This window comes from Dactylosporangium sp. NPDC000521, from assembly GCF_042898305.1.
In the GTDB taxonomy this organism is placed as follows: Bacteria; Actinomycetota; Actinomycetes; order Mycobacteriales; family Micromonosporaceae; genus Dactylosporangium.
Genome location: NZ_JBIAYW010000002.1, coordinates 958907 through 971294 on the forward strand (window position 1 = coordinate 958907; position 12388 = coordinate 971294).

Annotated in this window: 12 protein-coding genes and 2 pseudogenes; 6 read left to right on the forward strand and 8 right to left on the reverse strand. The window is 67.3% G+C overall.

Translation table 11 applies throughout. The features are described from left to right. Positions 1–232 precede the first annotated feature (232 nt). A complete protein-coding gene (locus ACFY3L_RS10120; protein WP_389321016.1) occupies positions 233–673 on the reverse strand; it encodes a cupin domain-containing protein in 441 nt (146 codons plus the stop codon). A gap of 99 nt (positions 674–772) precedes the next feature. Between ACFY3L_RS10120 and ACFY3L_RS10125 the strand changes: the two genes are divergently transcribed. Together ACFY3L_RS10125 and ACFY3L_RS10130 are read left to right on the forward strand one after the other, a co-directional pair. Then, a complete protein-coding gene (locus ACFY3L_RS10125) occupies positions 773–1186 on the forward strand; it encodes a hypothetical protein (RefSeq protein ID WP_389321019.1) in 414 nt (137 codons plus the stop codon). Between the two features lie 13 nt (positions 1187–1199). Then, complete coding sequence (locus ACFY3L_RS10130; RefSeq protein WP_389321021.1) at positions 1200–2384, forward strand: hypothetical protein; 1185 nt, start codon at positions 1200–1202, stop codon at positions 2382–2384. A gap of 6 nt (positions 2385–2390) precedes the next feature. On the opposite strand, the gene ACFY3L_RS10135 is transcribed toward ACFY3L_RS10130, so the two are convergent. The 3 genes and pseudogenes from ACFY3L_RS10135 to ACFY3L_RS10145 all read right to left on the reverse strand — a co-directional run bounded on the left by ACFY3L_RS10135 (position 2391) and on the right by ACFY3L_RS10145 (position 3652). Beyond that, positions 2391–2756: a VOC family protein gene (locus ACFY3L_RS10135; RefSeq protein WP_389321024.1), complete on the reverse strand. Its 366-nt coding sequence runs from the start codon at positions 2754–2756 to the stop codon at positions 2391–2393. A gap of 269 nt (positions 2757–3025) precedes the next feature. Beyond that, a pseudogene (locus ACFY3L_RS10140) lies at positions 3026–3209 on the reverse strand (MBL fold metallo-hydrolase); the annotation flags it as partial. A 50-nt stretch (positions 3210–3259) separates the two neighbouring features. After that, positions 3260–3652 (reverse strand): hypothetical protein, encoded by a 393-nt coding sequence (locus tag ACFY3L_RS10145; RefSeq protein ID WP_389321027.1) that lies wholly within the window; start codon positions 3650–3652, stop codon positions 3260–3262. A gap of 169 nt (positions 3653–3821) precedes the next feature. On the opposite strand from ACFY3L_RS10145, the gene ACFY3L_RS10150 reads away from it, so the two are divergent. Next, positions 3822–5090 carry an ATP-binding protein gene (locus ACFY3L_RS10150; RefSeq protein ID WP_389321030.1) on the forward strand — a complete coding sequence of 423 codons (1269 nt, stop codon included), beginning with the start codon at positions 3822–3824 and terminating at the stop codon, positions 5088–5090. Positions 5091–5094: 4 nt separating this feature from the next. On the opposite strand, the pseudogene ACFY3L_RS10155 reads toward ACFY3L_RS10150, so the two are convergent. Next, positions 5095–5286 (reverse strand): annotated as a pseudogene (locus ACFY3L_RS10155) (MBL fold metallo-hydrolase); the annotation flags it as partial. A 33-nt stretch (positions 5287–5319) separates the two neighbouring features. Between ACFY3L_RS10155 and ACFY3L_RS10160 the strand changes: the two are divergent. Both ACFY3L_RS10160 and ACFY3L_RS10165 read left to right on the forward strand, forming a co-directional pair. Continuing rightward, positions 5320–6819 carry a recombinase family protein gene (locus ACFY3L_RS10160; RefSeq protein ID WP_389321180.1) on the forward strand — a complete coding sequence of 500 codons (1500 nt, stop codon included), beginning with the start codon at positions 5320–5322 and terminating at the stop codon, positions 6817–6819. A 62-nt stretch (positions 6820–6881) separates the two neighbouring features. Continuing rightward, on the forward strand, positions 6882–8174 hold the full coding sequence (locus ACFY3L_RS10165) for a hypothetical protein (protein ID WP_389321033.1): 1293 nt from the start codon (positions 6882–6884) through the stop codon (positions 8172–8174). Positions 8175–8562: 388 nt separating this feature from the next. Here ACFY3L_RS10165 and ACFY3L_RS10170 read toward each other — a convergent pair whose 3' ends face one another. From ACFY3L_RS10170 to ACFY3L_RS10180, 3 genes are all read right to left on the reverse strand, one after another. Next, positions 8563–9432, reverse strand: coding sequence for a replication-relaxation family protein (locus tag ACFY3L_RS10170; RefSeq protein ID WP_389321183.1), 870 nt, complete (start codon positions 9430–9432; stop codon positions 8563–8565). Between the two features lie 452 nt (positions 9433–9884). Next, positions 9885–10613, reverse strand: coding sequence for a 5-formyltetrahydrofolate cyclo-ligase (locus ACFY3L_RS10175; protein ID WP_389321036.1), 729 nt, complete (start codon positions 10611–10613; stop codon positions 9885–9887). Between the two features lie 9 nt (positions 10614–10622). Continuing rightward, complete coding sequence (locus ACFY3L_RS10180; protein WP_389321039.1) at positions 10623–11789, reverse strand: helix-turn-helix transcriptional regulator; 1167 nt, start codon at positions 11787–11789, stop codon at positions 10623–10625. A 247-nt stretch (positions 11790–12036) separates the two neighbouring features. Here ACFY3L_RS10180 and ACFY3L_RS10185 point away from each other — a divergent pair, with 247 nt between their 5' ends. After that, positions 12037–12336, forward strand: coding sequence for a hypothetical protein (locus tag ACFY3L_RS10185; RefSeq protein ID WP_389321041.1), 300 nt, complete (start codon positions 12037–12039; stop codon positions 12334–12336). Positions 12337–12388: the final 52 nt, after the last annotated feature.

The window sequence follows — 12388 nt, forward strand, 5'->3', positions numbered from 1 at the left end:
GACCGTCCGATGTGGACCGTCACGCCTTCTCGCGGCAGGCGTCAGCCCTTCTCGCGGCAGGCGTCAGCCCTTCTCGCGGCAGGCCTCAGGCCTTGCCGTGCGGGCGTCAAGCCTTGCCGTGCGGGCGTCAAGCCTTGCCGTGCGGGCGTCAGGCCTTGCCGTGCGGGCGTCAGGCCTTGCCGTGCGGGCGTCAGGCCTTGCCGTGCGGGCGTCAGGCCTTGCCGTGCGGGCGTCAGGCCTTGTCGTACAGGCGGAAATCGGCGAAGTCGAAGCCCGGGGCGACGACGCAGCTGACCAGGACCGGCTCGGTGCCGGTCGGGGCGGCGGCCTGCCAGACACCGGCGGGGATCAGCACCTGCGGGCGCTGCCCGGCCGCGACGTCACCGCCCAGCAGCGTGGTCGGCCCCTCGCCGGGCTGGTCGCCGGAGCCGCCGAGGCGCAGCGCCAGCGGGCCGCCCGAGTGCCAGAACCACAGCTCGTCGGAGCGGACCACGTGCCACGCCGACTCCTCGCCCGGGTGCAGCAGGAAGTAGATCGCGGTCGCCGCGTTGCGCGGCCCGTCGTACCCCTCCGGCGAGAACACCACCGGCGAGCGCCACGTCTCGCGGAACCAGCCGCCCTCCGGGTGCGGCGCCATGTCCAGCAGCTCCGCCAGTCGTGGTCGCGTCGTCATTTCGCCACCGTAGCGGGCCCGTGGTCCGCCCGAACGTCCGGTGCGCCGGCGCGCCGCGCTTTGCGATGCTGATCGCATGCTCAGGTCGAGGTTCTGGTCGTGAAGCTGGAGGCGCCCGGCGGTGCCGCCGTCGCGCTCGGCGTGGTGGACCGCACCGGCGAGCTGCTTGTCGTCGAGGGGGCCGTCGACGCCGGCGACGGGCGGGCGTGGACCTTCCGCGACGCCTGCCTGACCGGGGCGGAGGCGGCGACGCTCGGGCAGTGGCTCCTGCTGGCCGCGAAGGGGCGGCTGGAGCTGCCGGACCGGCTGGCGTTCGCGGCGCCGGGCCTGAGCTTCACGCTCGAGGAGCACGACCACCTCCAGCCCCGGGTCACGGTCGGGTTCTCCCTGGCCGCGGCGCCGCCCTGGCTCGGCGAGGAGCGGATGCGCACCTACGACTACCCGGTCACGCTCGACCTCGACCCGCAGGCCCTGGAGGCCGCCGCCGTGGACTGGGAGCGCGGGCTCGGCTGAGTAGGATCGCCGGATGCGACGACGCGCGCTGGCAGCGGCACTGACGACGGTCGTTCTCGCCCTCGCCGGGTGCGGCGGGTCGTCCCCCAAGGCCGCTCCGGCCCAGGCCGCTCCGGAAAGTGGTGCACCAGTGGCGGTCGCGTCGCCGGTACCGGCGGCGCCCAGCGCGACGACGAGCGGCAGCTCCGCTGCGGCGGCGCCGCCACAGGTGAACGGCAACCCCGGCGGTCGCGCCGCGATTCCGGCGGAGGCCCGGGCCGCCGACACGTCGAAGCCCACCCGCGTGATCGGCAACGGCACCCCCGGCAGCTGCACGTCCGAGGCGGTCGTGTCGGCGGTCGGCGCCGGCGGGATCATCACGTTCAACTGCGGCCCGCAGCCCGTCACGATCACGATGAAGGCCACCGCGAAGATCAAGAACGTGCAGGGCGCGAAGATCGTGCTCGACGGCGGCGGCAAGGTGACCCTCAGCGGCGAGGGCAAGCGGCGCATCCTGTACATGAACACGTGCGACAAGAACCAGGGCTGGACCACCTCGCACTGCCAGGACCAGGACCACCCGTCGCTGACCGTGCAGAACCTGACCTTCGCCGACGGCAACTCCACCGGCGACACCACGGAGGGCGGCGGAGGCGGCGCGATCTTCGTCCGCGGCGGCCGGTTCAAGGTCGTCAACGCGCGCTTCGTCCGCAACCGCTGCGACCAGACCGGCCCGGACCTCGGCGGCGCCGCGATCCGGGTGCTCAGCCAGTACCACAACCAGCCCGTCTACATCGTGGGCAGCACCTTCGGCGGCGCCGCCGGCCAGGGCGGCGTCTGCGCGAACGGCGGGGCCCTGAGCAGCATCGGCGTGTCCTGGGTCGTCCTCAACAGCGTCCTGTCCTACAACTCCGCCGTCGGCAAGGGCGCCAACCCCTCCCGCCCCGGCACCCCCGGCGGCGGCAGCGGCGGCGCCATCTACTGCGACGGCAACCAGTTCACCGTCCGCCTCGCCGGCACCCTCGTCGAGCAGAACAAGGCCAACGAGGGCGGCGGCGCCGTCTTCTTCGTCAGCAACGACCGCTCCGGCACGATGTCCATCGAGAGCTCCACGCTGCGCAAGAACCCGAGCGCCGGCTTCGAGACGCAAGGTTTCCCCGGCATCTACTTCCTCGGCGCCCGTCCCCCGTCGGTCTCGTCCTCGACCCTGACCCGCTGAGCTCGGCTATGAGCGCAGGCAGGCGCAGAACGGATGCCCCGCCGGGTCGATGAGCACCAGGTACCGCTCCGGCGCCGGCTGGACCTCGGCCCGGGTGGCCCCGAGCTTCACCGCCCGCTCCTCGGCATCCGCGAGATCGTCGACGTAGAAGTCCAGGTGGAACTGCTTCGGCACCGGCCCGTCGGGCCAGGTCGGCCTCTCGTGGCTCCCGATCTGCCCGAACCCGAACGACGTGGACCCGTCGCTGATCATCGCGTACTCCGCCTGCGTGTGCGTCACCTCCCACCCGAGCATCTCGCTGTAGAACTCCGCCAGCACCGGCGGCTCGTCGCAATCGATGTTGACCATGATGAGCGTGGCAAATCCAGACATGCCCCCATCCTGACCCCCATTCCTGCCACCTCATGTCAGCTTCCCCGAACGAGCCGCATCCGCCCTCTTCTGGTCGGACGGCGGAGGATGATCACCGGGGCGTCGGTGAGCAGCGCGGCGTTCGGCGCCGTCGCGTGGACCGTGGTGCGTTGGAGGGCCTCGGCCGTTGTGCTTCGGACAGCTGAACTTGCGCTGCAAGGGTGTCCGGCTGGACGTCGCGTCGAGGTCGTCACCGTCGGCGTGAAAGGCCTCTTGAACCAGCTGATCAGCTACCAGCCGCGGGCGCGCCACTCGGGGAGGGAAGGGCGCTCGGCACCAAGGGCGGAGTTCTTGCCGTGGCCGGGGTGGAAGACGGTGTCGTCGGGGTAGCGGTCGAAGAGCTTCGTGGTGACGTCGTTGATCAGGGACTCGAAGTTGGCCTTGTCGCCGTCTGGTGTTGCCGACGCCGCCAGGGAGCTCTGGAGGGGAATGGACGGCAACATCGCGGTGACGGCAATGGGCGCTCAACGAATGGTCTGCAGGATTTCGCCATTCTCGGCCCGGGTCCAGAATGACCAGCCGTTGCGGTTCGGGTTGACCGTGGGGTTGTAGGCCGCAACGACGGCGACTGCGGCGCCACTCGGGCTTGAGTACGTCTTGTCCCTGAGTTTGCCGGAGGTGATCGTCACGGACTTCGTCTTGCGGTTGTAGACGGCCTCGACCCTGGTGGCTTCGTAGATCGCGTAGATCGCCACATCGTCGTCCGAGCCTTCCGCACTGGGCTTCGTGGGTCCGGACGCCTTGGCGAAATGCTCAACCAGGCGTGCGACCGCCTCGCCGTCGGTGACATTCCACGCGATCGCGAGAAGGCGAACCTTGTTGTAGGCATCGGCGGGAACCTCGGTGATCGTTGCCATGTAGCCTCCAAGGGAGTTGTTCAAAGTAGTAAGAGTAGCAAAACGTAGCACGAGGAGTCGAGCGGAGGGTGCTCATCTGCTGCTCACGTCGCTGCAAACGCGGACGTAGCATGCATGCAGATGCGGAAGAAATTTGGCTTGAATGCGGAATCAGGGCATAGTCTCAGGTATGGATGCTGCGCTCACCGGCCTGGCCGAGCGTCGCCTGGCGGCGGTGCTCGTCGATCGCTTGAGTGAGGAGCCGACCGTAGTTCTGAACGGGCCGCGGACAGTCGGCAAGAGCACTCTGCTTGCCGGGTGTGCTCGGCGGCTCGGTCGGACCGTCATCGACTGCGATGACCCGGCCACCCGGGCTGCGGTCCGCAACGACCCCGGGCGATTCGTGGAAGGGCCCGGTCCGATCTTCATCGACGAGTTCCAGCACGTTCCAGAACTCCTCGATGCGATCAAGGCAGAGCTCAACCGTGATCTGAGCTCAGGGCGCTTCGTGCTGGCCGGATCGACTCGCTATTCGACGCTGCCGCAGGCGGGCCAATCGTTGACGGGACGGGTCGACATCATCGATGTGCTGCCCCTCGCTCAGATGGAGATCGACGGCAATGACGCGGAGCCGTTCGTCCATCGATTGCTGGCCGGCCGCGCGTCCATCAACTCGATCGAGCGCTCTTCGACGAGCCGGGATGAGTACGCCCGGCGGGTGACATCTGGAGGCATGCCAGTTGCGTTGCGACGTCCTCCGGGAAGGTCGCGTTCGCGGTGGTACAGCAATTATCTCGATCTCGTCATTGAGCGCGACGTGATCGAGCTCAGTCGTGTTCGGCAGCGCGAGATGCTTCCTCGTCTGCTGAGTCAGCTCGCCGCAGGGTCTGGGCAGGTGTTGAACATCGCGGCGACGGCGCAGGCGGTCGGGATGGAGAAGAGCAGCGCAGAGAACTACCTGCGATTGCTGGAAGCGGTGTTCCTGGTGCAACGCCTGCCGGCCTGGGGGACGACCTTGGGCTCCCGGGTAGCACGCCAGCCTAAGGTGCATGTGGTTGATGCTGGCGTGATGGCCTGGCTGCTCGGACTGAATCCAGAGAAGATCTCACGAGCCGACCCGGCGGTGCTGACCGACTACGGCCATCTGACCGAGACGTTCGCGGTGGGCGAGATTCTCAAGCAGCTCAGTTGGTGGGATGCGCCGGTCGCTGCAGGTCATTTCCGGACTGCGTCCGGCGACGAGGTCGACCTTGTCCTCGAGAGCGACGACGGCGACGTCATCGCTTTCGAGATCAAGGCCGGCACTCGTGTCCACGGCGAGGATCTGCGCGGGATCCGGGCACTGCGGAGCAGGCTCGGCAATCGGCTTGCCGCCGCAGTGTTGCTGTACACCGGGGATCTTGCGTTCACTCACGAAGAAGGTGCGTTGGTCGTGCCCCTCGACGCGTTGTGGAGATGACCGGTTACCAACCTCTGGCGCGCCACTCGGGGAGGGAAGGGCGCTCGGCACCCAAGGTGGAGTCCTTGCCGTGGCCGGGGTGGAAGACGGTGTCGTCGGGGTAGCGGTCGAAGAGTTTCGTGGTGACGTCGTTGATCAGGGACTCGAAGTTGGCCTTGTCGCCGCGGGTGTTGCCGACGCCGCCGGGGAAGAGTGAAGCACATTAGCGGGTAACATGCAACGCATGTCGATGCGAGACGCCGTGTACGCCCGGATCTCCGAGGACGACCTCGGCACCGAGCGAGGCGTGAACAGGCAACTGGAGGACGGCCGGGCGCTGTCGGCGGCCCGCGGCGGCCAGGTCGTCATGGAGCTCCACGACAACGACGTGTCCGCGCTGAACGGCGCCCACCGGCCCGGCTACGAGACGCTGATGGCCGCCGCGACGTCCCGCCAGATCGACCGCATCATCGTCTTCCACACCTCGCGCCTCTGGCGGAACCACCGCGAACGGGCCGACGGCATCGATCAGCTCAAGGCGGCAGGCGTCTCGGTGCTGTCCGTGAAGGGTCCCGAGTTGGACCTGCAGACGGCCGCCGGCCGCATGATGGCGGGCATCCTCGGCGAGTTCGACACGGCCGAGAGCGAGATCAAGGGGGAGCGGGTCGCCCGGGCGGCGCTCGAACGGGCCCAACAGGGCCGCGCCAACGGCGCCGTCCTGTACGGCTGGAGGCGCGTCTACACGTTCGACGAACAAGGCCGGCGGACTGGCTTCAACGACGAAGTCGACGAGGAGGAGGCCGAGGTGGTCCGCTCGATCGTCGCGCGGCTGCTGGACGGCGGGACACTCCGCGGCATCACCGAGTACCTCAACGAGCAAGGCATCCCCGCACCAGGTGCAGGCCAGCGTCGCAGCCACCGGGCGAAGGGCCAGAACGACACCGGCACCCTGTGGAACAAGACCAGCGTCAAGAAGCTCGCCCTCCGTCATGCCAACGTCGGGCTCCGCCTCCACCACCGCGGCAGACCGGACGAGGCGCTGCTACCGGCGGCGTGGCCACCGATCGTCTCGCAGGACGACCACGACCGCGTGATCGCACTTCTGAGTGCGCCCGGCCGCGGCGTGAAAGGCGTTGCCAGGCCGGGATCGCGCCTGCACCTGCTGTCATGGGGGATCGGCGAGTGCGGCGTCTGCGGAAGCCACCTGAGAGTCGCCCGCAAAGGCAACATGCGGTACGGAGCAATGAAGCAGCTGTACTTCTGCGACACCAAGGGCTGCGTCGGCCGTGACCGAGACCGCGTCGACGACTTCGTCGGCCGCGTCGTGATCGCCCGACTGTCCCAACCCGACGCCGCCGATCTCCTGGCGCAGGACGACAAGGCGATGGTCGAGGCGCTGGCTCGCGCCGACGCGCTGCGCGCCAAGCTCGCGAAGGCCGCCGACGACTATGTCGACGAGCGCATCACGGCGGAGCAGTTGCACCGCATCACGGCCCGGCTGCGGGCACAGCTCACCGAGGTGGAAACCACAGCCCGATCGGCGCACGTCACGCCGCATGCCAAGCTCGTGATGGAGATGGCCGGAGCCAACGCGGAGACGATCTGGTCCGAGGCGACGCTGAACCAGAAGCGCGCCGTGCTGTCGACGTTGCTGAAAGCCGTTCGAATCCTTCCGGTGCTCCGACGTGGACCGGGATTCGACCCGCGCACCGTCGAGATCGTCTGGCGTGGGGGCTCCGGGGACAACTGAATGCCACGTCACGCATCGACGCCAATGCGCGGCGCGTGTCCGACGTGCGGAACAATGCTGCCGTGAACCTGCAACAGGCGCTGGACATCGTAAGCACGCCACTTCGGGTCCGCGGATACAGCGACAATGCCCTCGTCGCCAACGTCGCAAAGCACGCGTCCCACGGCGGACCGCACCTGTCGACCGTCCCGGCACTCCACGGTGATCGGTCGATCCGACCAGCGGATGTACTGCTGCGCCTCGCCTCGGCAACCAGACCGCGGTACCAGGCGGAGCTGTACGACGTTCACGCACATTGGGGCCTGCTGCGCTACCTCGGTCTGTTCGCCGACGGTGGTGGCGGTCGTTTGGTGCTGTCGGCTGCGGGGCGCCGGATCGTGAGCAACCAGCGGCGTGTCACATCTGAGGAGCTCGGTATCGGCTTCGCGGTTCTTCTCGCCGAGGAATGGATCGTTGACTGGCGGCACGACGGATCGACGGTGCGCACCGTTGATGTCGATGTTGCGCTGGCAAGTGGTGCGATCGCTGCTGCTGAGGTGCGGCTCTTGGTGCACAAGACAGGAGTCCATCGCCCTGACTACCTCGTCGTTGCGGAGTCGGTCAGCAGGCCGGGGGCGTTCAGCGTTGCGCTGCTGGAGTGCAAAGGTACGAAGTCTCGTCCTAACGCGTATGTCCAGCTGGGACGTGCGGGTGCCCAGCTTGACAGCATCATGGTTGGGGGACGGGCCCCTCGCGGCTTGGCTGTCAGTACGGTCGCAGCGAATGAGTCGATCACGTTCCACGTTCTGCAGCATCAGCCGGATGCGTCGGCACGGATGGAACGAGGAGAAGTGGCGACGCAAGTGCGGTCGTCAACACCAGACGCTACTGACGGCGACTTGGAAGTCGATTTGAGTCAGGTCTTCCTCGAAGACCTGCCCCAGGTTGACCTTAGCGACGGCGGCCCTGTCGACCCTCGTCATATGATCGCCACCGCACTTCGTGGTTCCTGGGCTGCGTTGGCCGAGTTGGCTGGCAATGACCGGGCACTCCGACGGTGGGCTCCGACCGTCATGAGAGCCCGGATCAACCGCACTGATATTGACAGGCCGCGCCGCGAGAGAGTCGATGTCGACGGCGTCAGCATCGTCGGGGTAAGCAACGCAATTTCGTTGCCAGGTGGGCAGCTCAAGGTCGTGCTTGGCGTTGAGGGCGAAGTCGACGAAGCGCTCGCCTATGGAACCTCGATCGACGTCATGAATGCCCAGCAACGGATCTTCCGCCGAGAATTGAAGTACCTGCACAGGGAACGGCGGTCTGCTTCGGTCGTCAGCATCGCAGATGACGGCTCGGCCCTCGCTCTCATGCCGCAATAGGCCAGCCGATCAGGCCGGTGGCACCACTTCATCAGTGCCACCGACCCTGGCGATCAGGCTGCTTCGGTACGTTTCTCGCGCGTGCGGAGGAGCGAGGCAATCCTTGCGCGCTGAGCACCCGTGAGCGGCGGAGCTAGCTTGACCAGCTCCTGTACGTACCGGTCAAGGTCGCTTTCGGTCCAGCGACGGGCAAGCCGTCCATCGTCGGTGGATGCCGACGTCTGCGGTGATGTCGAGCTGCGCGCGGGGGTGGCGTTGGATGCCACCTCGCGGCGTCGAGGCATGTCCCTCCACATTGACAAGCGGTCGGGTTCGACTGCGTTCGGTCATGGGCATCCCTCCTTCCTTGGGTTCGGTTCGACGAGAGTTCGGTACCTGGCTGCCTGAGCTACGCCGCCGACTCCGTGGAGTCGTGGACGGCGTCGCTCAGCTCGGCCAGGGTGAGCAAGGCACCTTCGTGCCGGTACAGCCACCAGATGGCCTCGGCCGGCGACCGGAGGTCGCTCGTCCTGGCTGTCGTGGCGACGGGTACCGCAGTTGGGTGCTCAGCCAGCCGGCGCTGCAGATTGACCGCACGCGCCGGGCTGTGGAGTGAGAAGAGCACCGGCCAGAGCCGGCCTGTCACTCGTGCGAGATCGAGGTAGCCGTCGACCTTGTCGACCAGCTTCCACAGAGGTTCGGTGCCGGTGTCGTACTCCAGGAAGAACGGCACCGTCCGGCCGCCTTCGGTCCAGATGCCGTGCCCATCGGGGCGGACGCGCGCCGTGTAGGCCCGCACCTGGACGGGATCCTCTGGCTCCGCGAACGCGCCGCTGCCCTGGCACCGCGCGGTCGGCCACCATCGGTCGAGGCTGGCGTCGTTGTGCGTACGGGCGTGGGCCGCTAGATCGATGAAGAATTGGTTGGTGCCGAGCAGATGCGGCAGGTTGGCTCGGTTGGTCAAGTGCCAGCGCCGTCGCCGGGCTTGGTCCTTGCGCGGAAGCTCTTCGCCTCGCTGGGCGGCGATGACCTCGGTACCCAGTTGGGCAAGGACGTAGTGGTACGGATACGAGCCGCCGTCCGCTCGCTGCGGCCTGAATCGGTCGACGACGCGGAGCGCGAGCAGCTTCCGTAGACGCCGTTGAGCGAAGTTGACGGACGAATAGAGCGCCGCTGCGATCTGTGCGCTGGTCAGCAGACCGTGATCTGCGAGCCAGCCGAGCAGCACGATGTCACGAGAAGTGAGTGCGGACTGGACCCGAAGCAGGGGTTCGGTCAGAGGCGCCGCCGTGTGGCGCTGTACCCCGTCGGGAGACCCCCAGAAGTAGGGTCTGTCGGACCAGAGGTCTGTGTCTGGTTCCAGTCGCTGACCTGGACTGTTGGGTCGCGGAGGGGGTCCTGTTCGCTGGTCCGTTCAAGCAGGACAGTCAGGCTGCTACCCAGCGGGATCGGTGACGGGACATCCAACTGTCCGTCTGGCAGATGCAATGTGTTCGGTCGTTCGTGGCGGTGAATAGGCTGCATGGTCCCCCATGTGTTCGGCGGTTAGCGCGGCGCTCTCGACTGGTCGACGTTGACGTCTTGCGTGGTCGGAGCGTCGTCGCCTGGCTTGGCGCAATTGTTAGCCTGCAGCTGCCGCACATGCAATATCCAATAGACGAGTTTCTCTGAAACCGTTGCTACGCCTACCCAACTGGGCCCTCAGCCTCTACCCAACAGCGTCCTGGAGGGTCAGCGTCTACCGTCCGTGAAGGTCCCGAGAACGGGAATGTTGTCGAGCTGGCTCGTACCAAGGTGATCAACAATGATGCCCGCAGGGCGGCGTGGGGGTCCGCACGTGATGACCTCGCTGGGCGTCACGATCACGTCGATGCTGAAGTCGTGCTCCGTTTCGGGCAGGTCGTCGTCCACGACCTGGAGGTCGTGCACAGTGGTGACGATCGTGGTCGCCGGCCCGATGAGCCCCGCCTCCGCGAGCAACGCCACCTCGATGTCGGAGTAGCCAGCCCCTTTGCCGACGCGCACGCCGGCGCGGTTGACGGCAACGCTGCCGCAGACGATGAGGTCGACCGGCTGCATGCGATCCACGCCGATCTTCTCGGCGAGTCTGGCGGCCCCGCTGCTTGTAGCGACGGTCTCGATCGGCGCGTCGAGGTCGGCCGGGTCGAGCCGGTAGAAGGGTTCGAGCGTGGCGAGCTTCGGCACCGCCATGTACAGCAGCTTGCCGCCGTTGAGAGCGGCGATCCGTACAGGCAGCTGCGCCGTGTCGGGGTTGGACTTCAGCACTGAGGCGGATCGCCACACATCCAGCTCAGCGAGGCGATCTGCTGCCTGCTCGGCGCCGAAGAAGCTCGGGATGTGGCCGTGGACGTCAGGCGGGGCGGCATTCTCGGACTGCAGCGCATCCCACACACGGTGCCGAGCCGCGGTCTTGAGGTCATCAACAGAGCTGTCCGGCATGCTGGCTCCCTACGCGGTCGTCATCAGCGTCAACAGCCTATCCGTCACTTCGTCGACGACCGGTTCCTCGCGCCACGGCCGCAGCTCGCGTGCAGCAGCGAACACCACCTTCAAGCCTCCGCCGCTGCGGGTTCGTTCGACCACATCGATCGCCTCGTGCAGCCGTCGGACGGCGGCATCGACATCCCGTTGCCGGATGCTGGCGAGCGCCAGGTTGCCCAACACGATGGCCGTTGACTTGCGCTGTTGGGTGAGGAACCGCCGTGTGGAGTCCAACACCGCCTCGGCCTGTTGCGGTCTGCCGAGGGAGAGCCAACAGGAGCCTGCCAGGCGTCCGTACTGACTGGGGCAGAACAGCATCGCCGCCGACTCGTCTGGATCGATGCTAGCGAAGTGTCGCTCCGCGGCGCCGAGCGCCTTCTCGCACCCGCGTCGGTCACCCAACATGGCGTGTGCCTCGCCAACATGCAGTTGGGCAAGGCCGGCGATCACCTGACTGTCGTTTCGGCTCGCCATCGCCGCCCTGTACGCCAGCGTGAGCCCAGCGGCGGGATTGGCGGTGCCGTACAGCGCAAGGTAGCTCTTGCGCAGTTCGGCGTTCGCCGCTCCAACCGTGTCCCGGACCTGGTGCGCGGCGTCGATCGCCTGGTCGAAGTAGGCGCCAGCGGCGGCATGATCGCGGCGCTGCGAGGCATCCCAGACCAACTGCCCCATGAGCGTGGCCGACTCGACAGTCGCGGCGATCAGCGCCCGCGGCACAGCGCCGCTCGCGGCGAACGGTCGAAGGAAGGCGATCTGCCCGTGCAGTTGGCCAACTGAAGCCAACAGCAGCGACGACGGCATGGACTCGTACTGCTCATCGAACCGTTGGACCCGATCCCGCAGGTAGGCCACCGCCACGAGGTCAACTCGACCGGGATGCTTGAGCACGTACTCAAGGCGATCATCAGGCCGCGCCGGCGGTTCGCCGACGTCAGCGATCAGCTCGGCCAGCTCCTCCACCGTGACCTTCAGCGCCGCAGCCAACCGCGGCCGGTGCCAAGGCTGCGGCTCGGTGTCCGCCCGCTCCCAGCGGACCACGGTCGACCGATCCACCTGCATGATCTCGGCGAGCCGCTCCTGACTCAACCCAACGGCCTTACGGCGCTGCGCCAACCGGTGCCGCCTGTTCGGCATAGCTCTGCCTACCCGTCGCCGCGCCGATCGTGATGACCAACTTATTCACGCAGCTCACCGTCACCGATGCAACGTCGATGCAACAGTTCTGCGCACTCGGCGCAATGGGACGGCATCCCGCCTCACGGTTGGCTGGCCGCATGGCCCGGGGCGGGTACGGCGGCCAGCGGACAACGGCATAAGTCGCCGCCCCCGCAAACCAAGCCCGCCCGCCTCGGCGCCGCCCACCGGCATGCAGGAGGCTGATGTGACAACGGTTGTGCGGGAAGCGCTGACGAACCTCGAAGGTATTTCTATCGAAAGCCAACTGGAGGTTGCACGCGCTGACCTGGCCGAGTTGGCTGTCAACCTGGAGATCGCCCACCAACGGGCGGAGGTGGCCATTACCGTCGCGCAGCTTCTTGGTCGCCTGGTGGAGAACGATGGGCTGGCCTACATCGTCGTCGACATTGTGGACTGCTGGCGCAGCCTCGACCCGGAGGTTCGGGACAGCTACCCCGAACGCAGGGTCATTGCGTTGTCGGGTAACTGCTGGTCGCGGCGGTGATCAGATCGTGCGGTAGGCGGTTGGCGCGTCGGGTAGCGCGAGCGATGTTGGT

Coding starts and splice junctions, on each gene's coding strand:
- ACFY3L_RS10120 (WP_389321016.1), bottom strand. CDS start 673: ATGACGACGCGACCACGACTGGCGGAGCTGCTGGACATGGCGCCGCAC.
- ACFY3L_RS10130 (WP_389321021.1), top strand. CDS start 1,200: ATGCGACGACGCGCGCTGGCAGCGGCACTGACGACGGTCGTTCTCGCC.
- ACFY3L_RS10135 (WP_389321024.1), bottom strand. CDS start 2,756: ATGTCTGGATTTGCCACGCTCATCATGGTCAACATCGATTGCGACGAG.
- ACFY3L_RS10145 (WP_389321027.1), bottom strand. CDS start 3,652: ATGGCAACGATCACCGAGGTTCCCGCCGATGCCTACAACAAGGTTCGC.
- ACFY3L_RS10150 (WP_389321030.1), top strand. CDS start 3,822: ATGGATGCTGCGCTCACCGGCCTGGCCGAGCGTCGCCTGGCGGCGGTG.
- ACFY3L_RS10160 (WP_389321180.1), top strand. CDS start 5,320: ATGCGAGACGCCGTGTACGCCCGGATCTCCGAGGACGACCTCGGCACC.
- ACFY3L_RS10175 (WP_389321036.1), bottom strand. CDS start 10,613: ATGCCGGACAGCTCTGTTGATGACCTCAAGACCGCGGCTCGGCACCGT.
- ACFY3L_RS10180 (WP_389321039.1), bottom strand. CDS start 11,789: ATGCCGAACAGGCGGCACCGGTTGGCGCAGCGCCGTAAGGCCGTTGGG.